The following is a 22,405-nucleotide window of genomic DNA, read 5'->3' as shown; positions in this document are numbered from 1 at the left end:
ATGACTATCAGGTCTGAAAAACTGGCGGGCCAGGTCGCGCTCGTCACCGGGGCGAGCCGCGGGATCGGCGAAGCGATCGCCGAGGCGCTCGCGGCGCGCGGTGCCCATGTCGTCATCACCGCGCGCACCGCGGGCGGGCTCGAAGAGCTGGAAGACCGCATCCACGAAGCCGGCGGCAGCGCGACGATCGCACCGCTCGACCTCACCGACGGCGACAGCATCGCCCGCCTCGCGAGCGCGATGGCCGAACGCTGGCAAAAGCTCGACATGCTGGTGCTCAATGCCGCGATGCTCGGCACGCTGACCCCGGTCGCGGCGATCGACGGCAAGGAATTCAACCGGCTGCTGACGCTCAACCTGATCGCGCAGCAGGCGCTGATCGCCAATTTCGACCCGCTGCTGCGCCGCGCCGCGAGCGGCCGGCTGGTCGCGCTGTCGACCGGTGTCGCGCGCGAACCCCGCGCTTATTGGGGCGCCTATGCCGCGACCAAGGCGGCATTCGAGACGCTGGTGACGAGCTATGGTGCCGAAATGCGCAATATTTCGGGCGTGCGCACCGCGATCCTCGACCCCGGCGGCACCCGCACCCAGATGCGCGCGCGCGCCTATCCGGGCGAGGATCCGCAGAGCATCAAGGAACCCGCGGCGGTCGGTGCCTTCGTCGCGCAGCTGATGGTCGACGGGTTCGACAGCACCGCCTACCATGCGTTGCCCAAGGTGATGGCGGACGCTTAACGCGATCTTTGCTTTCGCGTTCTAGAAGGTCCGGCCATACGGATTTTCACAAGGGCGCCCAAATGACCCAGGGACTTGTTCGGTCGATCATCGCGACCATCGTTGGCATCGTCGTCGCCTTCGGCCTTGTCTATCTCTTCCAGATCGGGGGAAACAACCTGTCCCCCGCCGAATATGATCTGGAAACCGGCGAAATCCTGATCCCGCTCGGCTCGACGATCGCGCTGATCGTCGGGTGGTTCGTCGGGACTTTCGCCGGAAGCTGGCTCGCGATGCGCGCGTCGGGCGGCAACGGCGCGGGCTGGATTGTCGCGGGCGCCGTGATCGGCGCCGCGCTCTATCGCGCCATCACGCTTGCCGACGCCTGGTGGATCATGGCGCTGGCGGTGCTGCTGCCCGCGGCGGCGGCCTGGATCGCGCAGCGCGCGACTGGGATGGCGGAGCCGGTGACGGCGTAACACGCCCCCTATTCCATTGGATAATGTTCTCTCCCCTTCAGGGGAGAGATACGCAGGCTTGGCAGTCCTGAGCTTGTCGAAGGGCTGCCTAGCCGGAGTTGAGAGGGGTTTCCGCACGCTGGCGGCCTTGCCCCTCTCCAAGCTTCGCTAGCTCCTGACGGAGCAAGCTGCGCTATCCTCTCCCCTGAAGGGGAGAGGGCAAAAGGCCGATTCCTGACAAGCGACGCTATTCCGCTTCCCTGTCCACCGCCGCCTGCACCGCCTTGTAAAAGGCTTCCCGCGCCGCGCCGACGCCTTCGGGGTCGGTGGCGGTCGGCCAGTTGCCGTTCGACGCGATCACCAGCTTGCGTTTGGGATCGATGAAGATCCCCTGCCCGAAAATGCCCTGCGCGGCGAAGCTGCCGTCGTCATTGGTCCACCATTGATAGCCGTAACCGCGGCCCGGCCAGTCGATATCGGCCTGTTTGGTCGTGCCCATGCCGGCAACCAGTCGTCGGGCAGCACCTTCTTTCCGTCGGCGACGCCGCCGTTCAGGATGAACTGGCCGAAGCGCGCATAATCCTTCAGGCTGGCCGACATGCAGCAGCCGCTGATCTCGTGCCCGGTGGCGCCGAGCATCCACACCGCGTCCCGCTCCATGCCGAAGGGTTTCCAGATCTTTTCGGACAGATAGGCCGACAGCGTCTTGCCCGTCGCGCTCGACACCAAAACGCCGATCAGATTGGTCTCGCCGGTCTTGTACACCCACTTCGACCCGGCGGGCGCTTCGCGCGGCAAGGTCTTCATATAACTGACCGTTATATCCTCGCCCGCAACCGGTTTCTGAAGGTTGAACAGCGCGACGTCGGATTTGGGGTCGGTATAATCCTCGTTCCATTTGACGCCCGAGGTCATCGTCAGCAGCTGGCGCACCGACACATCGTCATAGGCCGAGCCCTTGAGCGTCGGGATATAGGTCGTGACCTTGTCGTCGAGGCTCTTGATATAGCCGTCCTTCACCGCCGCCCCGACGAGGGTCGAGGTGAAGCTCTTGGCGACCGAAAAGCTGGTCCAGCGGTCAGCGGCGCCATAGCCGAGCGCATATTTTTCGAGCCGGACCTTGCCGTCCTGAACGATGATGAGCCCCGCGTTGCGCTGTTTCGCCATATAGGCGTCGATGTCGGTTCCGACGTCGATCGGCTGCCCCTGCGGCAGCGGATAGATATTGCCCCCGGCCTCGATCCTGTTGACGACCACCTTGGGCATCGTCTCCATCGTGCGGAAGGCGGCGTCGCGTTGATCCTGGGTCCAGAACAGCACATTCAGATCCTTTGGCAGAGTGTCGGTCGTGGTTTGCGCGAGGGCAGCGCCCCCGGTCGCCGTGCACAGCAGTGCCGCCGCCAAAAATCTTCGCATCTGATCCTCCCCTGTTTGGTATTGTCAGGCCGGTTTTTCGAGCGTGACCTGCGCGACGTCGATGCCGCCGCCGCGAAAGCCCCCCTCGCAATATTGCAGATAATAGCGCCAGAGCCGCACGAAACGCTCGTCGAAGCCGTGCGGCAGCCCGCCTTCGCCGACCGCGGCGTCGAAACGTTCGCGCCATTGCCGCAACGTCTCGGCATAATCGCGCCCGAAGCGGCGTACGTCGCGCCAGACGAGCCCGCGTTCCTCGGCCAGCGCGCGGAACCGGCTTTCGGAGATCAGGCAGCCGCCCGGAAAGACATAGGCCTGGATGAAATCGCTGCTCGCGGCATAGCGTTCGAACAGCGCATCGTCGATCATGATGTACTGGATCGCCGCGCGGCCGCCGGGGCGCAACAGCCGTGCGATCGTGTCGAGATAGGCGGGCCAATAGGCTTGGCCCACCGCCTCGACCATTTCGACGCTGGCGATCGCGTCATAGGGGCCCCTGGCGTCTCGATAGTCGCAGAGTTCGATCGTACCGCGCCCCGACAGATCGACCGCCGCCAGCCGCGCGTCGGCAACCTCGGCCTGTGCGGACGACAGGGTGATACCGGTGTAGAGCACATCGTGCCGCTCGACCGCGCGTTCGGCGAGCGCGCCCCAGCCGCAGCCGATTTCGAGCAGTGCGGCTGCCCGAGCGCAGATCGAGCCGGTCGAGGATCGCGTCGAGCTTTTCGGTCTGCGCCTCTTCGAGCGACTGGCCGGAGTCGGTGAACAGCGCGCTCGAATAATTCATCCCCGCATCGAGCCACAGGCGATAGAAATCATTGCCCAGATCATAATGGGCGTGGATGTTTCGCCGTGCCCCCCGGCGGCTGTTGCGGTTGAAGAAATGCGCCGTGCGGTTGACCCAGCGCCACGGCCCGCGCGCGCGCGCCGCATTTCCCAGCGACTCGCCGTTGCGCATGAACAGGTCGAACAGCGGCACCGGATCGGGCGACGACCATTCGCCATTGTCCCAGGCACGGTACCAGCCGACCGACCCGGAGAGCGCGAGGCGCACCAGCGCCGCCCAACTGTGGACATGGACGACCGCCACCGGCCCCTTGCCGCGCCCGCCGAGGATCCGCACGCTGTCGTCGGGCAAATGGCCTTCGAGCGTGCCGTGCTCCAGCCCGGCGTCGATCTTGTCTAGACGGCCGTGAAAGAAAGCCGCGGGCGCGCGCGCCATCAGCCGCGCCAGCAGACCGCCCGACCGAAAGGCCCGGTCGGCCTGCAGCAGCCGTCGTCCCCGTCCCGTCCTGACATGCGTGTTCATAGTGCCATCACTGCCGCAAAGCGCCGCGCCTGACAATCAATTGTCGTGCGCCTTCATGACGTCGCGCGACCGCGCCCGTACCGGCACCGCGCGTGGTCTTCGCCGCGCGTCGGTTTCCCGAAACCGGCTGGCCTACACTGCCGTCAGGGCACGGGCTCGACGATAAGTTCAAACTGCCCACGGCTGAGCGGGTTCCCGAACCGCTGGTCGGAGAGGATCAGGCGGCCCCTGGCGTCGAACCCGGCGACGGGCATGCGCGACCAGAACAGAAAGGCCTTTGCCACCGGGCTGGCTTCGACCATCGGCGCGACGCGCGGGTCATCCATTCCCGTCGGCGCACCCGTGATATCGACCTCACCGCCCGAACCGATGTCGAAGCTTGCGCTGCCGTAGCGGTCCGCGGTGCGCCAGAAGACGTCGCGTTTCCAGAACATCAGCGGCGGCGGGCTGGCGACGACGAGCGCGTCGGCATGGCCGCCTCCGCGCAGCACCGCGCCGATCTCGCGCTCGGCAATGCCGGTGATCGCCCCGTTGAAGAGGATATAGCCGCACACTGCCGTGAGGCCGACCCATGCGGGACGCGTCCATCGGGCGACCTTCGCGCGCTCGCGGCGGAGCGAGAGCCAGACCGACAGGCCGAGCGCGATCCAGATCCACAGGTCGATGATGAAGATGCTGTCGCCGTAGAACCAGCGATGGCTGAACGGTTCGAGAAGGCGAATGCCGTAATTGTTGAGCCAGTCGAGCGCGGGGTGACTGAGACAGCCGATATAGGCGAGCGCGAGCAGCCAGCCCTTGTGGACGGCCAAGCGATTTTCGGGGCGCTTGCCGCGTCCGGTCTGCCAGCGGTCGAAGCCAATCATCACGGCCCAGAGCAGGATCGGCAGCAGGATCAGCGCGATCGGGCCGTGGGTGATGCCGCGGCGCATCGACAGCGAAAGCTGGCCATAGACGGTGCAGGCGGCGTCGATATCGGGCAGGTTCGCGGCGATGATCAGCGTCGGCATCGCGAGCCCGGTCTTTTTCTTGAGCCCCATCTGGCCGAGCACGGCACCGACGAGGCTGTGGGTCAGGTTGTCCATGGTTTTCGCCGCTGGGAAAGAAAAAGAAGAAGAAACTGTTTCGCGCAAAGACGCAAAGGCACAAAGAAGAAAAGAAAATCAGGTACTTTGGACATAGTTGTTCACGACGCGGCGAACTCCTTCCTTGAAGGTCGCCGTTCCGAAATTCATGAGCAATCCGAGCGGCATGCGCATCAGTCGCAGATAGGTGAGCAACTGCTTCGCATGGACAGGAGCATGCTGCTCGGTCGATTTGACTTCGATGAGCAGCGTGTGATCGACAATCAGATCGGCCCGAAAGGCATTGTCGATGACAATGCCATTGGCGCTGAGCGGAACCGAAACCTGACGCTCGACGGACAATCCTCGCGAAGCAAGGCTTTCAGCCAGCAGCAATTCATATGCCGATTCCAGCAACCCTGGCCCGATGTCACGGTGGATATGAAAACCACAATCGACCGCGACATTTGCCAAGGACTCGATATCGACCGGCAATCCCCACCCTCCTTCGTGTCTTTGCGTCTTTGCGCGAAACTCTTTTTAGCGCGACGCTAAAGCTCCGGACCGCCCTCGGTCACCGTCCAGGTCTGGCCCTTGCTGAGCAGGCTTTGCAGGTCCGCCTTCTTGCCCTCCGCCGCGGCCTTGTTCTGGCGCCAGACATCGGCTTCGAAGGTCGGGCGCGGGTCGTCGTAGAGGACGCCGAGCGCCATCGGGAATTCGCCGAAGCGCATTTCGACGAGCATGTGCGCGACGCTGCGGTTGGTGACGTCATGGACGATCACGCCCGCCGCCTGCCAGTCGCCGTCGACCACGTCGACGACCTTGAGGTGCAGCTCCTCCTTGTCGAGCGCGATACCCTTGGCGCCCTTGGCGAAGAGCATCGGTTCGCCGTTCTGGAGCCAGAGCTGGCGGTCCTCGGCGCCCTTCGGCGCGGCGAAGTCCTGGAACACATCCTTGTTGTAGACGATACAGTTCTGGAAAATCTCGATGAAGGCCGCGCCCTTGTGGGCATGGGCAGCCTTCAGCACGTTCGGCAGTTCCTTCGACACGTCGAAGCCGCGCGCGACGAAGCGGGCGCCGGCGCCGAGCGCGAAGGCCAGCCGGCTGCGCGGGGCGATCGACCGAGCCGTAAGGCGTCGAGGGGCTGGAGGTGCCGACGCGGCTGGTCGGCGAATATTGCCCCTTGGTCAGCCCGTAGATCTCGTTGTTGAACAGCATGATCTGGCAGTCGAGATTGCGGCGGATCAGGTGCATCGTGTGATTGCCGCCGATCGACAGGCCGTCGCCGTCGCCGGTGACGATCCAGATGTCGAGGTCCGGATTGGCGAGCTTCAACCCCGTCGCGAACGCCGGCGCGCGGCCGTGGATCGTGTGGAAGCCATAGGTTTCCATATAATAGGGAAAGCGCGACGAGCAGCCGATGCCGCTGACGAACACGGTGTTCTCGGGCGTCGTGCCGATCTCGGGCATGGTGCGCTGCACCGCCTTCAGGATCGCATAGTCGCCGCAGCCGGGGCACCAGCGGACTTCCTGATCGGTTTCCCAATCCTTGAGCGTCGTCGGGCGAGCGATGGTGGTCATCTCGTTCATTATGCGATCCCTAAAACCCGTTCGCCCTGAGCTTGTCGAAGGGCTGTCTTTTTCTGCGGACGTTGAAAGGAAGTACGGTCCTTCGACAAGCTCAGGACGAACGGAAAAAGAGTGGGCGTCATCATTGCAGCGCCTCCTCGATCGCGGCTTCGATTTCGGCGATGGTGAAGGGCTGGCCCGACACCTTGTTCACCGGCTTGGCGTCAACCAGATACTGGTCGCGCAGCACGGTCTTCAATTGGCCGGTGTTCATTTCGGGCACGATCACCCTGTCATAGCTCTTGAGCAGGTCGCCGAGATTGGCGGGCAGCGGCCAGATGTGGCGGATGTGGATATGGCTGACGTCCGCCCCCTCGGCGCGCTTGCGGCGCACCGCCTGGTGAATCGGGCCGAAGGTCGAGCCCCAGCCGACGACTGCGAGCCTGCCGCCCTCGGCGCCGAGTTCGACGAGTTGGCCGGGCACCTTGATGCCGTCGATCTTGTCCTTGCGGATGTCGGTCATCGCCTGGTGGTTGGCGGGCGCATAGTTGATGTGGCCGGTGTCGACCTCCTTCTCGATCCCGCCGATGCGGTGGAGCAGGCCGGGGGTGCCGGGCTTGACCCACGGGCGCGCGAGCTTTTCGTCGCGGCCATAAGGCTTGAAGCCGCCCTCGGGCACCTCGGTCAGGAACTGGACCGGGAAATCCGCATGGCTGGTAAGGTCGGGAACCGCCCAGGGTTCGGCGGCGTTGGCGATATAGCCGTCGGTGAGCAGCATCACCGGGGTCATATACTGGACCGCGATGCGCACCGCCTCGATCGCGCATTCGAACGCGTCGCCGGGCGAGCGGGCGGCGATGACCGGCATCGGCGCGTCGCCGTTGCGGCCGTAGACCGCCTGATAGAGGTCCGACTGTTCGGTCTTGGTCGGCAGGCCGGTCGAGGGGCCGCCGCGCTGCGAATTGACAATGACGAGCGGCAGCTCGGTCATGATCGCGAGGCCCATCGCCTCGCCCTTCAGCGCGATGCCGGGCCCCGACGAGCTGGTCACGCCAAGCGCGCCGCCGTAGCTCGCGCCGATCGCCGAACAGATGGCGGCGATTTCGTCCTCGGCCTGGAAGGTCGTGACGTCATATTCCTTGAGCCGCGACAGGTGATGCAGGATCGCCGACGCGGGCGTGATCGGATAGCCGCCGAAGAACATCGGCAGCTTCGCAAGCTGTGCGCCCGCGACAAGGCCGAGCGCAACACCCTCGGCACCGGTCAGCGTGCGGTACAGGCCCGGCGCAACGGGCGCGGGATCGACATGATGCTGCTTAAGCGGCCCAGCGAGTTCAGCGGTCTCGCCATAGGCGTGACCCGCGTTGAGCGCGGCGACGTTCGCGGCGGCGAGGTTCGGATCCTTGGCGAATTTCGCCTCGAGCCAGTCGATCAGCGGCTGGCGGTCGCGGTCGAACATCCAGAGCGCGAGCCCCAGCGTCCACATATTCTTGCAGCGCAAGGCTTCCTTGTTGCCGAGCCCGAAGGGCTTGACCGCATCCATGGTGAGCTGGCTGATGTTGAGCTTCAGAAGCTGCCATTTCGCGAGGCTGCCGTCCTCGAGCGGATTGCCGTCATATTTCGCCTTGGCTAGGTTGCGGTCGTTGAACTCGCCCTCGTCGGCGATGATGAGGCCACCCTGCTTGAGCGCCGGAACATTGGTTTTCAGCGCCGCCGGGTTCATCGCGACGAGCACATCGGGGGCGTCGCCCGCGGTCTCGATCGCCGACGAGCCGAAATTGATCTGGAAGGCTGAGACACCGAAGAGCGTCCCCTGCGGCGCGCGAATCTCGGCCGGAAAGTCGGGGAAGGTCGCAAAGTCGTTGCCCGCGAGCGCCGACGAAAGAGTGAACTGACCGCCGGTCAGCTGCATCCCGTCGCCACTGTCGCCTGCAAATCGAACCACCACTGCGTCGGAAAGGGGGGACTGCCGCTCGTCGGCCCGGTCCTCTACCGCTGTCGCCATTTTCTGTATCTGCCTTTGAATCTTGCGAACCTGTCACTTTGGCCTAGGCCCCTCGCGCCAAAGCCGCAATTCAGAAAAAATTGTGCGCTGCAAAGGACAAGCGCGCGAATGCCCGCCCGATCGGTTGTCAATTGCCATTGAATTATCGCCGCCGATGCCGAATAGCAGCGGCAACAACAAACGCGCAAAGAGCAAAAGGGACCCACAGGATGACCGACGGCACCACCCATTATACCCGCCCCGATGTGGCGGCCTTTCTTGCCTTCCTGAACGCGCAGGAAGGTCCGAAGATGGAGGAACTGCCCGCAGAGGGTGCGCGCGAGATGTTCCGGGTGATGACGCAGATGGCCGACAGCCCGCGGGGCGAGATCGCGCATGTCGAGGATCGCGTCATTCCCGGCCCGGCGGGCGACATTCCGATCCGCCTCTATGACAATCGCCCCGATCGCGACGTGGGACCGGTGCTGGTCTTTTACCACGGCGGCGGCTGGGTGATCGGCGACCTCGACACGCACGACGGCTGGTGTGCCGAGGCGGCGCGCCAGCTCGATCTGCCGGTGATCGCGGTCGATTACCGGCTGGCGCCCGAGCATCCCTTCCCTGCCGCGCCCGAGGATTGCGAAGCGGCGACGCGCTGGGTCGCAGACAATGTGCCGTGCACCGGGCTGGTGCTGGCGGGCGAGAGCGCGGGCGGCAATTTGACCATCGTCACGGCGCTGACGCTGCGCGACAAACCGGCGTCGAAGCCGGTGCTGGCGATCCATCCCATCTATCCCGCGGTGACGACGCACGACGACTGGCAGAGCTATCGCGATTTCGGCGAAGGGCATTTGCTCACCGAGGGCAGCATGACCTGGTTCGGCAATCATTATGCCGCCGATCCGGCCGACTATCGCGCCTCGCCGCTCGATTTTCCGGCCGAGGGCCTGCCGGCGACGGTGCTGGTGACCGCGGGGCTGGACCCGCTGCGCGACCAGGGCCGCGCCTATGCGGCGAAGCTGGTCGAGGCCGGGGTGACCACCGTCTATCGCGAAGGCGCGGGAACGATCCACGGCTATATCAACCTGTCGCAGGCGATCCCGAGCGCGAAGGACGACATCAAGGGCGCGCTGACGATCCTGAAGGCGCTGGTCGCCGAGGCGGCCGCGGCGGCATGATCGACCACAGCACCCTTCCCTATCGCCCCTGCGCGGGCGTGATGCTCGCGAACCGCGACGGCCGCGTTTTCGTCGGCCAGCGGCTCGATACGACGAGCGAGGCGTGGCAGATGCCGCAAGGCGGGATCGACCCCGGCGAGAGTGCCGAAGAGGCGGCGATCCGCGAACTGGGCGAGGAAACCGGCGTGCATGGCGGGCTGGTCGAGATCATCGCGCGCAGCCGCGAGGAATATTTCTATGACCTGCCCGATCATCTGATTGGCAAGATGTGGGGCGGCCGATATCGCGGGCAACGCCAGCACTGGTTCCTGATGCGCTTCATGGGGCAAGACAGCGACGTCAACATTCACACAAAGCACCAGGAATTCCGCGCCTGGCGCTGGGCCCAGCTCGATGAGATCGAGAAGCTGATCGTGCCGTTCAAGCGGGTGCTTTATCGCGGATTGGTCGAGGAATTCGGGCCGCTGGTCTGATCGCGGAGCGCCACCGCCGCCCGAAAGACGTCGCGGAACATTTCGGGCGTCAGTCGCCCGGTATTCGTGTTGTAGCGCGAGCAATGGTAGCTATCGACAAGATGGGAGCCGAGCGGGCAGCAGGTGAACTGCGCCATGCGCAAAAGGATAGGCCGCCAACCTTCCGCCGAACGACCGAACCGCCGCGTCATGCGCAATCTTGCCGAGCGCGATGACGACGCGCATCTTGGGCAACACCGCCATCTGTTTTTCGAAAAAGGGGCGGCAGGCGGCAATTTCCTTCGGCGCCGGCTTGTTCTGCGGCGGCAGGCATTTGACGCTGTTGACGATGATCGCGCCGTCGAGGGTCAGGCCATCGTCGATCCGCGCATCGTAGCAGCCCCGAGTGAAGCCGAATTCGGCGAGCGTCGCGAACAGCAGGTCGCCGGCATAGTCGCCGGTAAAAGGCCGTCCGGTGCGGTTGGCGCCGTGCTTGCCGGGGGCGAGACCGGCGAGCGCCAGCCAAGCGTCCGGATCACCGAACGCATAGACCGGCGCATTCCACCAGTCCGGATATTCGGCGCGGCATTGCTCGCGGAACGCGACCAGCCGCGGACAGCGCAGGCAATCGCGCGGCGGCTCGGTGCCGGGCAAGGGGCTGTCAATCTCCACCGCGCTGCGTTAGGCGCTCGCGCATGGCAAATGCAACGCCCCTGCCCCTTTACGCCATCGGCCTCGGCTCGAACCGCCGCCACGCGCGCTTCGGCGATCCGCGCAGGGTGCTGCTGGCGGCGCTCGCCGCGCTCGAAAGCGACGATATCGAGCCGGTCGATGCGAGTCCGATCATCGCGAGCGACCCCGTCGGCCCCTCGCGGCGGCGCTACGCCAACGCCGTCGCGCTCGTCGCCTCGCCGCTGTCGCCGCCCGAGATGCTCGACCGGCTCCAGACAATCGAAGCCGCATTCGGCCGCCGCACCGGCCAGCGCTGGAGCGCGCGCACGCTCGACCTCGATATCCTGCTCTGGTCGGGCGGGGCGTGGAGCGATGGCGCGCTGACCATCCCGCACCCCGCGATGGCGACGCGCGCCTTCGTGCTCGGCCCCTTGCGCGCGGTCGCGCCCGGCTGGCCGCACCCGCTGCTCGGCCGCACCGTCCGCCAGCTTGCCGCACAGCTTGTACGGGCAAAGCCGGTTGACCGCAGCGCATCGGCGCACTAGGGCGGCGGCTCACTTCGAGGGCGCCCTCCGCAGCGCCGCGATGGGCCCTTAGCTCAGTCGGTAGAGCAACTGACTTTTAATCAGTAGGTCGCTGGTTCGAACCCAGCAGGGCTCACCACTTCACCTTTCGTCACCCAGGAAATATCGGCGCCTTGCTGACCATTGCGGGCAATGGGCGGCCCATGACACCGGTGAGCCACGACGCGGCATCGATGACGGCGGACAGATCCAGCCGCGTCGCCACGCCGCCGCGTTCGAGCATGTAGACGACATCCTCGGTCGGGACATTGCCCGCCGCGCCGGGAGCGAAGGGACAGCCTCCGAGACCGCCGAGCGAGGCGTCGACCGTGGCAGCACCCTCGGCGACCGCCGCCCAGACATTGGCAAGGCCCGTGTTGCGCGTGTTGTGGAAATGAACGCGAACGGGGAGATCGCCGACGGCCTCGCGCACGCGGCCGACCGTTTCGGCGACCTGTGAGGGAACGCCGACGCCGATGGTGTCGGCGAGCGCGATTTCGCGCGGGCCAGCATCGGCGGCGCGTTTCGCTATTTCGACGACGCGGGTGAGCGCGATCTCGCCCTCGAACGGGCAGCCGAAGGCGGTGGCGATGGTGATCTGGCTGCTGCGGCCCGCCGATTTCGCGAGCGCGACGATGTCGATCGCGGCAGCGAGCGAATCGTCGGCGCTCTGGCCCTGGTTGCGGATGCCGAAGCTGTCGCTGGTGACGCAGACCGCGCCGAGTTCGTCGATCCGGCCCATCGCGAGCGCACGTTCGGCGCCGCGCCGGTTGAGGACGAGGCCGATGTAGGTGACGTCGTCGCGATCGGGGAGCCCCAGGGCCAGATCCTCGGCGTCGGCGAGTTGCGGGACCTTTTTCGGGTTGACGAAGCTGGTCACCTCGATGCGGCGCGCGCCATAGGCGATGGCGCGTTCGATCAGCGCGAGCTTGTCGGCGGTGGCGACCGCGAGCGATTCATTCTGCAGGCCGTCGCGGGGGCCGACTTCGACGATTTCGATGCTGTTTCGCTTCACGATCTTGCCTATCTTCGCGCATATCCGAGATTGCGGTTGATAATTACATAGCATTCTAAGTATATTATGGCCACAGGGATCGGGATGCCGGACCGTATGCGGCCCGTTTCTATGCGAAAGACACGCCCGAAGGGAATGATTATGGTGAACGCAGGCGGCGGGGGAGCGCTGGAGGGCATCCGGGTCGTCGAAATGGGGCAACTGATCGCGGGCCCCTTTTGCGGCCAGTTGCTCGGCGACATGGGCGCCGAGATCGTCAAGCTCGAACCGCCGGAGGGCGGCGACCAGATGCGCAACTGGGGCCAGGGCGAGCGCCCAAGCTGGTGGCGCGTCATCGCGCGCAACAAATATTCGGTCGCGCTCGATTTGCGCGGCGAAGAGGGCCAGCAACTGGCGCGCGAACTGATCGCCAAGGCCGACATATTGATCGAGAATTTTCGCCCCGGCACGCTGGAGAAATGGAATCTCGACCCGGCCGAACTGCGCAAGGCCAATCCCGGCCTTATCGTCGTGCGCGTGTCGGGATACGGCCAGACCGGTCCCTATTCGTCGCGCGCGGGGTTCGGCGGGATCGGCGAGGCGATGGGCGGATGGCGCGGCATCGTCGGCTATCCCGAGCTGCCGCCCGCGCGCATGGGGGTGTCGATCGGCGACACGCTGGCGGCCACTTACGGCTGCCTGGGCGCCCTCGCGGCACTCCATCATCGCGGCAAGACCGGCGAAGGCCAGGTCGTCGATTCGGCGCTGTACGAGGCGGTGCTGCAGGTGATGGAATCGACCGTGTCGGATTATTCGGCGAGCGGCACCAAGCGGCGACGGACCGGATCGACCCTGCCCGCGATCGCACCGTCGAACGTCTATCCGTGCCGGGATGGCGAATATCTGATCGGCGCCAACCAGGACGGCGTCTTCGCGCGGCTGGCGGCGGCGATGGGGCAGCCCGAACTGGCGAGCGACCCGCGCTACGCGACGCACCGCGCGCGCGGGGAACGGCAGGAGGAGCTCGACGCGCTGATCGGCGAATGGACGAGCACGCTGACCATCGCCGAACTGGAGACCAGGATGGTCGATGCGGCGGTGCCCGCGGGGCGCGTCTATGACGCCGAGGACATGATGGCCGATCCGCATTTCGCTGCACGCGAGGCGCTGGTGACGGTGGCCGACGCCGAGCTGGGCGAAATCACGATGCAGGGCGTGTTCCCGAAACTGTCGGACACACCGGGCAGCGTCCGCCGCCCTGCCCCGCTGGTCGTCGGTCAGGATGGGGATGAGGTGCTGAAACGATGGCTGGGGCGGGAGGGCTGAGGCGCGCTAGGCAGGTGGATGATGGGCGATACAGGTTTCGCGGTGAAGTGCGGGCGTTGCCGATCCTCCCCGGCACGGGGAGGGGGACCAGCGAAGCTGGTGGGGGGGCACAGTCGGTTTGCGTTGCCGGCGAGATCGTGAACGCCAGACTTCTTTGCCGGAAACGAGAGTCCTCACGATCTGGCGCCGTGTGAACCTCGCGTGCCCCTCCACCACCCTTCGGGTGGTCCCCCTCCCCCGTTGGGGGAGGATCGCTTTTGGCCGCCCTCGCCCGAAGCCGGCAGCACCGCAATTCATCAGACGATCTCGTAGATCCGGTGCCGCACGCCGAAGTCGGTGCGTTCGCCGACTCCCACCGCGAGCAGGCCGTTGAGCCAGTCGTATCTGGCGCTCGCGGTTTCGAACACGGGCGCGATTCGCAGATAGTAGCGCGACGGATCGACGGGCGGCGCAGCGGGATCGGCGAATTCGGCGCGGACATCATCGGGGACGATGCTGCGGCCGCTGTAGCTCAGATAGACGAGGTCGTCATCGTCGGTCCGCCATACCGCACGGGCATCGAAGGTACCGACCGCCGCGCCCGAGGCGAGACGGCCGAGCGCGCGACCAGTTGCCGCCGCCCGGCAACACCACACCATTGATTCGCGGACCGAAAAAGCGGCCGCCCGAGATATAGCCGACACGCTGGTCGCCGAAAGGCGACGCGCCGACCGCAAAGATGCCGCCGCCGACCTCGAACTCCACCGTGCACAGGAAGCGGCTCGAAAGCCCGGCTAAGCGCGTCTGTTGAAAAATCCTGCTCCACATTTCGACTCCTGCTTGTGAGGCTCTGGACAAGCATAAAACAATTAGTATACTAAGGGTCAATCAGATTGACGGATGCGGTAGGCGTTTTCGACGCCCGCTACCGTCGGCATAATCACTCAAGGGAGGGTGCGCATGAAGGGCTTCCATCAATTTCTGCTGTCGGGTGTCGCGGTCGCCGCGATGATCGGCTGCGCCGCGTCGGCGATGGCGCAGGATGCGCCGGTCGCCGACGAGGGCGGCAGTGACGAAATCATCGTCACCGCGCAGAAGCGCGAACAGAGCTTGCAGGATGTTCCGATCTCGATGGAGGTGGTGAGCGGCGAGCGCCTCGCCGATTTCGCCGCGGTGGATTTCAAGGCGGTGCAGAATTATGTCCCGAACGTCTTTGTCCAGCAGACCAACGGCAACGACACCATCTATATCCGCGGCTTCGGGTCGCCGCCGCAGAATTTCTCGTTCGATCAGGCGGTCAGCGTCTATATGGACGGCATCTATGCCGGCAAGATGCGCCAGGCGCTCAACCCCTTCTTCGACGTTGCGCGCGTCGAGGTGATGCGCGGGCCGCAGGGCGCGCTCTATGGCAAGAACACGCCCGCGGGCGCGGTGAGCGTCGTCAGCGCCAGCCCGACCTCGATCTTCGAGGGCGCGGTCACGGCCAATTACAACTTCGACCTCGAAGGCTATGACCTGACCGCCTATGTCTCCGGCCCCGTTTCGGACACGCTGAGCCTGCGCCTCGCGACGCGGTTGCAGAATCAGGACGGCTATATCGAGAATCTGGGCACCGGCCGCGACGATCCGCGCAACAAGCTGCAGCTCGTCCGCCTGAGCGCGCTGTGGGAGCCCGCCGACGGCTTCGACCTGTCGGCCAAGCTCGAATATTCCAATTACGACCGCATCGGCGGGCTGGGCGTGTCGAGCCCGGTCGACACCGGGCAGCAGCCCAAGCTGACGCGCTTCACCGAGGAGAATCCGCTCGGCCGCGAAGGATACAGCAACGAGTCGGTCCTCGCCTCGGTCAACGCCAATGTCGAGATCGGTTCGCACACGCTGACCTCGATCACCGGCTATAGCTGGTTCAAGGGCCATGTGACCAATTATTTCGACCAGCAGACGCCGACCGGCACCATCGTCGAAAATTCGGTCGCGAACAAATATCCCGAGAATTTCCGCCAGTTTTCGCAGGAGGTCCGCCTGCTGTCGCCGACCGGCGGCACTCTGGAATATGTGGTGGGCGCTTATTACGACACGGCGCGCTACAATGTGAATCCGTTTCTCTATTACAATGTGCTGGCGTTCAACATCGTCTCGCTGAACCAGCTTTATTTCCACCAGGAATCGCGCACGTTGTCGGCGTTCGGCCAGGCGACGCTGCGTCCGTTCGACGGCCTGCGCATCATCGGCAGCCTGCGCCACACCAACACGCACAAGGACGGCACGTTCAGCGGCAAGCTGATCAGCGGGCAGATCTTCCGGGCGCTGACCTCGGCGAGCGGGTCGATCCGCGAGAGCCTGACCGATCCGTCGATCACGGTTCAGTACGATCTCTCGCGCGACCTGATGGTCTATGCGGTCTATGGCCGGGGATCGAAATCGGGCGGCTTCGTGTCCAACACGCTCGGCACGATCAATTCCACCTTCATCTACAAGCCCGAACGCTCGCGCAACTGGGAGGCGGGCATCAAGTCGACGCTGTGGGACGGGCGGGCGACCTTCAACGTGTCGCTGTACAACACGAAATTCAAGAATCTCCAGACCTCGGGCTACGATCCCGATACCTCGTCCTACATCACCAAGAATGCGGCGTCGGCGACCGCCAAGGGGATCGAAGGATCGCTGCGTATTGCGCCCAGCCGCTATTTCGACATCACCGGGTCGGCCGCCTATCAGGACATCAAGTACGACAGCTATCCCGACGCGCCATGCCTTGCCGGCATGACCGGAACGATCTGCGACCAAAGCGGCGGTCGCCTGCCCTACACGTCGAAGTTCACCGGCAATGTCGCGGTCCACGGGCGCGTCGACGTCAGCGATTACAAGCTCGACGGAACGGCGGTGCTGGGCGGGCGGTCGGGGTTCTTCGACTCCGACGACCAGAGCCCGCTCTATGGTTATCAGAAAGGCTATGCGAAACTCGACCTGCGCATCCAGTTCGCGCCGCAGGACGAACGCTGGCACGTCGCGCTGGTCGGCAAGAATCTGACCGACAAGCTGACCACGGGCAGCGCCTTCCGCCTGCCGGTGCCGATCACCACCTCGACGCGCGCGATCCTGTTCGTCGAACCGCCGCGCAACATCGCGATCGAGGCGGGGGTGAAATTCTAGGGGTCCCACGACGGCGGGCCGCTCGAAGCGAGCGGTCCGCCGCAATTTCATATGCCGCGGAACGGGCGATACAGCCGCCGCGGCCACAAAGGAACGACATGACGCAAGCCTCCGCCTCTCCCCTCGACGGCGGCGCCATGACGGCGGGGCTGGCGCTCCGCCGCAACGTCGCGCTGGCGATGCTGTTCCTCGTCGGCACGATCAATTTCGTCGACCGGCAATTGCTGTCGGTGCTGGTCGAGCCGATCCGCGCCGAGATGGATTTCAGCGATACCCAATTCGGGCTGCTGACCGGCTTCGCCTTCGCGCTCTTCTATGCCGCCGCCGGGGTGCCGGTGGCGATGATCGCCGACCGCTGGAACCGGGTGAAGCTGATCGGCATCGCCTGCGTCGTGTGGAGCGGCTTCACCGCGGCTTGCGGCATGGTGTCCAATTTCTGGCAGCTCGCGGCGATGCGGTTCGGCGTCGGCGCGGGCGAAGCGGGCGGCACGGCGCCGTCGCTGTCGGTGCTCGCCGACTATTATCCGCCGGCGCAGCGGCCCCTGATCTCCGGCATCTTCACGCTCAACGGCCCCTTCGGCGTCTTCGTCGGCACCGCCTTTGGCGCCTGGGCGGCGGCGGCGATCGGGTGGCGCAGCGCCTTTCTGGCCGTCGGGCTGGCCGGGCTGATCGTCGCGCCGCTGCTGGTGTGGCTGGTCCGCGAGCCGCCGCGCGGGCAGATGGACGCACGAGCGGCGACGGAAGAAAGCCCGGGCTTTCTCGATTGCTTCGCCGCCTTCGTCCGCCTGCCCTCGCTGCGGCTGGTGATGATCGGCAGCGGCCTCGCGGCCTTCGTCAGCTATGGGATGCTCAACTGGATTCCCGCCTTTCTGATGCGCACGCAAAAGATGCCGCTGGAGGCGATGGCGAGCTGGTATGCGGCGAGCGCTCGGCATCACCTATGGCATCGGCATAGTGGGCGGGGGATGGCTGGTCAGCCGCTTCGCCGCCCGTTCGCCGCGCGCCTATGGCGCCATGCCCGCGCTCGCCACCGCGGTGCTGGTGCCGAGCCTGATCGCCGCGCTGCTCGTCGACAGCTGGCAGCTCTCGCTGGCGCTGATGCTCGTGCCGATGGTGGCCTGCACCGTCTATATCGCTCCCGCCCTCGCGCTGGTGCAGAATTTGACGCAGCCGCGCTCGCGCGCCACCTCGGTCGCGCTGCTGATGCTGATGTTCAACATCGTCGGATTGGGCGGCGGGCCGCTCTTCGCGGGGGCGGTCAGCGATGCGCTGAAACCCCTCCATGGCGACGACAGTTTGCGTTGGGCGCTGATGGCGCTGGTTCCCGTCGCCGTGGCGGCGGGGCTCGCGCAGTTCGCGATGACGCGGCATCTGGAAAATGATTTCGCGGGACAGGCGGGAGAATAGGCATATGGACGGCGAAGCCGATATCCGCGCGATGGCGACGCGCTTTTTCGACGCGATCGAGGCGGGCGATATCGAGACGATGCGCGAGAGCTTCGCGCCCGGCGCCGAGATCTGGCACAACACGGACGAGACGATCGTCACGCGCGACCAGACCGCAGCGACGCTGACAGGCATGGTGGCGCGGATCAGGGGCCGCGAATATGCCGACCGGCGGCTGACCGTCTTTCCGGGCGGTTTCGTGCAGCAGCATGTGCTGAAAGGCTAAGCGCACGCATGACGATGTCGCGGTGCGCCTGCCCTGCGCGATCGTCTGCAAGGTCGAGGATGGCAGAATCGTGCGGCTCGACGAATATTTCGACAGCGCGCATGTCGCCGAGTTCCGCAAGTTCGCCAGTGCATGAGGAGTTTTTGATGCCCGTCCTGCGCCAGGTTCCCCGTTCGGACGTCACCGACGAGACCGTTCTCGCCTATTACAACCGGCTGTTCGGCGACCGCGACCCCGTCGCCGAGCCCGGCACCGCGACCGGCACGCCGGGCGACTGGTGGACGGTGTTCGCGCTGTCGCCCGACATTTTCGACCATGCGGTCAAGGGCTTCGCCGTCTATCGCAATCCGGCGCGCACGATCGATCCGGTGCTGCGCGAGCTGGGCCAGACGCGCGCGGGCTGGGTCAAGGGCAGCCAGTTCGTTTTCTCGCAGCATTGCAAGTCGCTGCGCGGGCTGGGCGTGGGCGAGGAGAAGATCGCGGCGATCGCTTATTGGACCGTCGCCGACTGCTATGACGAGCGGGAGCGCGCGGTGCTGGCCTATGCCGACTGCCTGAGCCAGGCGGGCGGGCGCGTGCCGCTGGAGGTGTTCGACAAATTGAGGACCTTCTGGAACGACGAGCAGATTTTCGAATTCACCTACATCACCTGCCTGTACGACATGCACGCGGTGATCACCCGCGCGCTGCGCCTGGAATATGACGCGCGCGAGGACCCGATCGTCGAGGTCGCGGCGCCCGAGGGATTCGATGCCGCCGACTTCCTGAGCGCGCCGCGCCCGGCGGCCGGGAAACCGTCAACTTAATTGACCATTATCGCGATCGGTGATAGGAACGACAGCATAAGGAAAGGCGGGAACCCTGAGGGTCCGCCGGGGACTGAAAGGAGAAGGATCATGGCAGCGACGAACAGCGAGTTCGAATTCCGCGGCGTCAACCATCTGGCGCTGGTGTGCAAGGATATGGCGAAGACGGTCGAATTCTATCGCGACATATTGGGCATGCCGCTGGTCAAGACGATCGACCTGCCGGGCGGGCGCGGGCAGCATTTCTTCTTCGACCTGGGCAATGGCGACAGCCTCGCCTTTTTCTGGTTCCCCGAAGCGCCCGAGGCGGCGCCCGGCATCGCGGCGCCCGCGGCGCTGCCGACGCGCGGCAATTTCATGTCGGCGCATGGCTCGATGAATCACATCGCCTTCAACGTGCTCGGCGAAAAAGTTCGAGGAATATTATCAGCGGCTGGTCGCCAAGGGCATCGACGCGACGCCGATCATGAACCACGACAATTCGCCGAACCAGGCGTCGCCCGAAATGAACGACGACGTCTATGTCCGGTCGGTCTATTTCTTCGACCCCGACGGCGTGTGCCTCGAGTTCGCGGCATGGACGCGGGCGCTCGACGAAAACGACATCGCGCACGACCCGGTGCAGGCCGACGGCACGAAGCGCGAAGGCATGATCCTGCGCAACACGGCGTTCGCCGCCAACGACGCGGCGCTGGCGGGCACGATGGCGCCGGCCGAATAGAGATTCATCGAGAGGGACCCTCATGGCCCGGTGCGTGCGCCGGGCTTTTTTGTGTCGATGCCAGTTCGTGTGCTGGCGACGGCTTTGGGGTGGATTGCAGTCATTCCCCTCCCTTTTAGGGAGGGGTTAGGGGTGGGTAGCGAGCGCAGCGAGCAAGAAGGAAGAGCGCCGCCTTCGGCGGCCACCCACCCCCAGCCCCTCCCTTGCAGGGAGGGGAGATAAATGACCGCAACCGCCCGAAATCCGCTGACCGCCATCAATAGCGGTCGTCGGCACCGCCGCCGCCGCCCGAACCGCCGCCGCTGTCGAAACCCGAATCATAGCCACTGTCCCAACCGCCGCCGCCCGAATCCTGATTGTAGCGGTCGTACCAGTTCGACGACGGCTCGTTCGAATATCGCGAGGCGCGCAGCCGTTCCTGCTCCTCGATCGCGCGCTGGTTGGCCGCGGCGATTTTGGCGATCTTGCGGTCGCGTTCGGCGAGCTTTTCGGTTTCGTGCAGTTCGAGGATGCGCTTCTCGAACGGGCACCAGCGCGGGTGCCGGTCATAGCCCTTGCCATAGCGTTCGCGCAGCGCGGCGCGCTCGGCCCTTTCGGCCTTTTTCCTTTCGGCCTCGCGCGCCGCCCATTGCTTGCGCTCGGCCTCCGCTTTCGCGGCGGCTTCGGCGGCGCGCTGCTTTCGCCCCGCCTCCTCCTCCGCGCGCCGTTCGCGCTCGGCCTGCCGCCTGGCGCGCGACCGCGCCGCCGGTTCCGGAAAGAGCAGCGGGAGCGGCCACAGATAGACCCAGTAGCGGTCGCAGAGGCGCGCGAAAAAGCGCGACACCGCCACGACGCCGCGCCACAGCCCGCGCGCGATCGCGATCAGCATCCGGCCGCCCCACCACAGGAGAAGACCGGTCACCGCGAGCAGGAAGAGCAGAAAGACCACGCCGATGATGCTGTTGGTGAGACTGAAGCCGGACTCCGGCGGCGGCGACACCAAAGGCACGGGCGCTTCTGGCGCCGCGAGCACGGCCATGATCCGGTCCGCCCCCGCACCGAGCGCGCCGGCAATGTCGCCCCGGCGCAGCGCGGGCCGGATCGTTTCGGCGATGATCCGCCCCGATGCGGCGTCGGTCAGTTGCGCTTCGAGGCCATAGCCGACCTCGATCCGGACCTCGCGTTCGGTGGGCGCGAGGAGGAGGATGACTCCGTCGTCGGCATCGGCCCGCCCCAAGCCCCAGTGCCGGAGCAGTTGATAGCCATAGTCGGAAATCGGCCGTCCCTGCAGGCTGGGGACGGTGGCGACGACGAACTGGTGTCCGGTCGCGCGGTTCCAGGCGACGATGCGGGCATCGAGCGCGGCCTCGGCGTCGTCGGGGATGACCGCGGCGGCATCGACGACCGCCCGCCGCTCGCGATCCGGAAAAGCGAGCGTCGCCATCGCCGGTACCGCGAGCAACGGAAACAGGATGCAGATGGCCGCCAACCAGCCGAGCGCGCCGGCGACGATAGGGCGGGAAGCCCGATTCCGACCGCGCCGGACCGACCGCACGGGAGATTCGAAGCCCTGCATCTCCTTCCCCTCAAGCCACCGCGACGTCCGCCCCTTGCCGCGGCGGGATCCTAGTGCCGCTCAGCCGCGCATTGTCTTGGCCTGTGGCGCAGCGGCGATTGCCCGGAAGCGAAAGGCGGGGCCTTAGGCATCCCTATTCCTCGTCATTGCAAGCGAAGCGAAACAATGACGAAGGGACAGGACCAACGGGATCGCCGCCCATCCCAAAGGGCTGGCGGATTTCCATGCCCCGCGCGCCCGGCCGATTTCGTTTGCCGACAAACCATCGTTGCGCGGTGGACCAAGACGGCCCGCCGCCCACCGGTTCAAGATGATGGCCGTTCGAGGATTGTCATCCAAGGGGGATTTTGTCCGATGTCGCGACTTATGCTCATTTCGATCACGCTCGCCGCCGTGGCGACGCTCACCGCCTGTTCGGGGTCCACGGACAAGGAGGCGGGGGACGGCGCGAAAGGGGCGACCGATGCCGCCCCGTCGGCGCTGTCGGGCGAGTCGGGCCTGGCGCTCGCCGCCGATTGCTCGGCCAAGCTCAAATCGGTGTCGAAACTCTATGGCATCCTCGCGAAGCAGAGCAGCGGCAGCGATGCCGAAGACCTCGCCACCCGCGCGACCCAGCGCGAGGCCGCGGCGACGGCCTTTGCCGGGATGGCCGAGCAGATCGCCGGCACGATCGGCAAGACCCCCGGCGATGCCGCGCAGGCGGTCCGCGACGCCGACGCCGCGGTGCAGGCCGAGTTCGACAAGCGCGAGTTCGAGGATTTCGCGACCTGGGTTACCGGCGAGGTCGACGGCAAGTGCCGCGAGGCGCTGGCAAGCCAGAGCTGAT

The 22,405-nt window shown here is 65.7% G+C and carries 20 protein-coding genes, 1 tRNA gene and 4 pseudogenes; 14 read left to right on the top strand and 11 right to left on the bottom strand.

All coding sequences use genetic code 11. The features are described 5' to 3' along the window. Positions 1-735, top strand: a complete 735-nt coding sequence (locus N0A20_RS05510) for an SDR family NAD(P)-dependent oxidoreductase (protein ID WP_260582967.1) — start codon at positions 1-3, stop codon at positions 733-735. A gap of 62 nt (positions 736-797) precedes the next feature. Continuing rightward, positions 798-1,193 (top strand): hypothetical protein, encoded by a 396-nt coding sequence (locus tag N0A20_RS05505; protein WP_260582966.1) that lies wholly within the window; start codon positions 798-800, stop codon positions 1,191-1,193. Positions 1,194-1,529: 336 nt separating this feature from the next. On the opposite strand, the gene N0A20_RS05500 is transcribed toward N0A20_RS05505, so the two are convergent. From N0A20_RS05500 to N0A20_RS05475, 6 genes and pseudogenes are all read right to left on the bottom strand, one after another. Further along, complete coding sequence (locus N0A20_RS05500) at positions 1,530-2,492, bottom strand: serine hydrolase domain-containing protein (RefSeq protein ID WP_260582965.1); 963 nt, start codon at positions 2,490-2,492, stop codon at positions 1,530-1,532. Positions 2,493-2,612: 120 nt separating this feature from the next. Next, positions 2,613-3,894 (bottom strand): annotated as a pseudogene (locus N0A20_RS05495) (class I SAM-dependent methyltransferase). A 143-nt stretch (positions 3,895-4,037) separates the two neighbouring features. After that, positions 4,038-4,976: a metal-dependent hydrolase gene (locus tag N0A20_RS05490; protein WP_260582964.1), complete on the bottom strand. Its 939-nt coding sequence runs from the start codon at positions 4,974-4,976 to the stop codon at positions 4,038-4,040. Positions 4,977-5,054: 78 nt separating this feature from the next. Continuing rightward, positions 5,055-5,450 (bottom strand): GxxExxY protein, encoded by a 396-nt coding sequence (locus N0A20_RS05485; protein WP_260582963.1) that lies wholly within the window; start codon positions 5,448-5,450, stop codon positions 5,055-5,057. Positions 5,451-5,506: 56 nt separating this feature from the next. Then, positions 5,507-6,545 (bottom strand): annotated as a pseudogene (locus N0A20_RS05480) (2-oxoacid:ferredoxin oxidoreductase subunit beta). A gap of 121 nt (positions 6,546-6,666) precedes the next feature. After that, positions 6,667-8,529 (bottom strand): 2-oxoacid:acceptor oxidoreductase subunit alpha, encoded by a 1,863-nt coding sequence (locus N0A20_RS05475; protein ID WP_260582962.1) that lies wholly within the window; start codon positions 8,527-8,529, stop codon positions 6,667-6,669. 209 nt (positions 8,530-8,738) lie between these two features. Here N0A20_RS05475 and N0A20_RS05470 point away from each other — a divergent pair, with 209 nt between their 5' ends. Further along, positions 8,739-9,686, top strand: coding sequence for an alpha/beta hydrolase (locus N0A20_RS05470; protein ID WP_260582961.1), 948 nt, complete (start codon positions 8,739-8,741; stop codon positions 9,684-9,686). After that, positions 9,683-10,159, top strand: coding sequence for an RNA pyrophosphohydrolase (locus N0A20_RS05465; protein ID WP_260582960.1), 477 nt, complete (start codon positions 9,683-9,685; stop codon positions 10,157-10,159). Before N0A20_RS05470 ends, N0A20_RS05465 begins: the two co-directional genes overlap by 4 nt. Here the strand turns inward: N0A20_RS05465 and N0A20_RS05460 are convergent. Beyond that, positions 10,120-10,810 (bottom strand): annotated as a pseudogene (locus tag N0A20_RS05460) (uracil-DNA glycosylase). The gene N0A20_RS05465 and the pseudogene N0A20_RS05460 overlap by 40 nt on opposite strands. A 23-nt stretch (positions 10,811-10,833) precedes the next feature. On the opposite strand from N0A20_RS05460, the gene folK reads away from it, so the two are divergent. Together folK and N0A20_RS05450 are read left to right on the top strand one after the other, a co-directional pair. After that, positions 10,834-11,355 (top strand): 2-amino-4-hydroxy-6-hydroxymethyldihydropteridine diphosphokinase, encoded by a 522-nt coding sequence (folK, locus tag N0A20_RS05455; protein WP_260582959.1) that lies wholly within the window; start codon positions 10,834-10,836, stop codon positions 11,353-11,355. Between the two features lie 42 nt (positions 11,356-11,397). Continuing rightward, a tRNA-Lys gene (locus tag N0A20_RS05450) sits at positions 11,398-11,473 on the top strand. Between the two features lie 12 nt (positions 11,474-11,485). On the opposite strand, the gene N0A20_RS05445 is transcribed toward N0A20_RS05450, so the two are convergent. Beyond that, a complete protein-coding gene (locus N0A20_RS05445; protein WP_260582958.1) occupies positions 11,486-12,388 on the bottom strand; it encodes a hydroxymethylglutaryl-CoA lyase in 903 nt (300 codons plus the stop codon). Between the two features lie 141 nt (positions 12,389-12,529). On the opposite strand from N0A20_RS05445, the gene N0A20_RS05440 reads away from it, so the two are divergent. Continuing rightward, positions 12,530-13,693 carry a CaiB/BaiF CoA-transferase family protein gene (locus N0A20_RS05440; protein WP_260582957.1) on the top strand — a complete coding sequence of 388 codons (1,164 nt, stop codon included), beginning with the start codon at positions 12,530-12,532 and terminating at the stop codon, positions 13,691-13,693. A gap of 296 nt (positions 13,694-13,989) precedes the next feature. On the opposite strand, the gene N0A20_RS05435 is transcribed toward N0A20_RS05440, so the two are convergent. Continuing rightward, the gene (locus N0A20_RS05435) at positions 13,990-14,328 is read right to left on the bottom strand and encodes a DUF3237 domain-containing protein (protein ID WP_260582956.1); all 339 of its coding nucleotides are present in this window, start codon (positions 14,326-14,328) and stop codon (positions 13,990-13,992) included. Beyond that, a complete protein-coding gene (locus N0A20_RS20570; RefSeq protein WP_409574731.1) occupies positions 14,222-14,500 on the bottom strand; it encodes a DUF3237 family protein in 279 nt (92 codons plus the stop codon). The genes N0A20_RS05435 and N0A20_RS20570 overlap by 107 nt, the downstream gene beginning before the upstream one ends. 132 nt (positions 14,501-14,632) lie before the next feature. Between N0A20_RS20570 and N0A20_RS05430 the strand changes: the two genes are divergently transcribed. From N0A20_RS05430 to N0A20_RS05405, 6 genes and pseudogenes are all read left to right on the top strand, one after another. Next, complete coding sequence (locus tag N0A20_RS05430; RefSeq protein WP_260582955.1) at positions 14,633-16,825, top strand: TonB-dependent receptor; 2,193 nt, start codon at positions 14,633-14,635, stop codon at positions 16,823-16,825. Positions 16,826-16,923: 98 nt separating this feature from the next. After that, positions 16,924-18,207, top strand: a complete 1,284-nt coding sequence (locus N0A20_RS05425) for an MFS transporter (RefSeq protein ID WP_260582954.1) — start codon at positions 16,924-16,926, stop codon at positions 18,205-18,207. 29 nt (positions 18,208-18,236) lie between these two features. After that, positions 18,237-18,497, top strand: coding sequence for a nuclear transport factor 2 family protein (locus tag N0A20_RS05420; protein WP_260582953.1), 261 nt, complete (start codon positions 18,237-18,239; stop codon positions 18,495-18,497). Between the two features lie 146 nt (positions 18,498-18,643). Next, complete coding sequence (locus tag N0A20_RS05415; RefSeq protein ID WP_260582952.1) at positions 18,644-19,303, top strand: carboxymuconolactone decarboxylase family protein; 660 nt, start codon at positions 18,644-18,646, stop codon at positions 19,301-19,303. Positions 19,304-19,393: 90 nt separating this feature from the next. Then, positions 19,394-19,642, top strand: a pseudogene (locus N0A20_RS20565) (VOC family protein); the annotation flags it as partial. 127 nt (positions 19,643-19,769) lie between these two features. Further along, positions 19,770-20,024, top strand: coding sequence for a hypothetical protein (locus N0A20_RS05405; protein WP_260582950.1), 255 nt, complete (start codon positions 19,770-19,772; stop codon positions 20,022-20,024). A 256-nt stretch (positions 20,025-20,280) separates the two neighbouring features. On the opposite strand, the gene N0A20_RS05400 is transcribed toward N0A20_RS05405, so the two are convergent. Further along, positions 20,281-21,492 carry a TPM domain-containing protein gene (locus tag N0A20_RS05400; protein ID WP_260582949.1) on the bottom strand — a complete coding sequence of 404 codons (1,212 nt, stop codon included), beginning with the start codon at positions 21,490-21,492 and terminating at the stop codon, positions 20,281-20,283. A gap of 441 nt (positions 21,493-21,933) precedes the next feature. Between N0A20_RS05400 and N0A20_RS05395 the strand changes: the two genes are divergently transcribed. Then, positions 21,934-22,404 carry a hypothetical protein gene (locus N0A20_RS05395; protein ID WP_260582948.1) on the top strand — a complete coding sequence of 157 codons (471 nt, stop codon included), beginning with the start codon at positions 21,934-21,936 and terminating at the stop codon, positions 22,402-22,404. The last annotated feature ends 1 nt before the right edge of the window (position 22,405 follow it).

It is taken from the genome of Sphingopyxis sp. PET50 (assembly GCF_025244705.1).
In the GTDB taxonomy this organism is placed as follows: Bacteria; Pseudomonadota; Alphaproteobacteria; order Sphingomonadales; family Sphingomonadaceae; genus Sphingopyxis.
The sequence above is the reverse complement of the archived record's forward strand: the minus strand, read 5'-3'. Positions and strand labels throughout refer to the sequence as shown.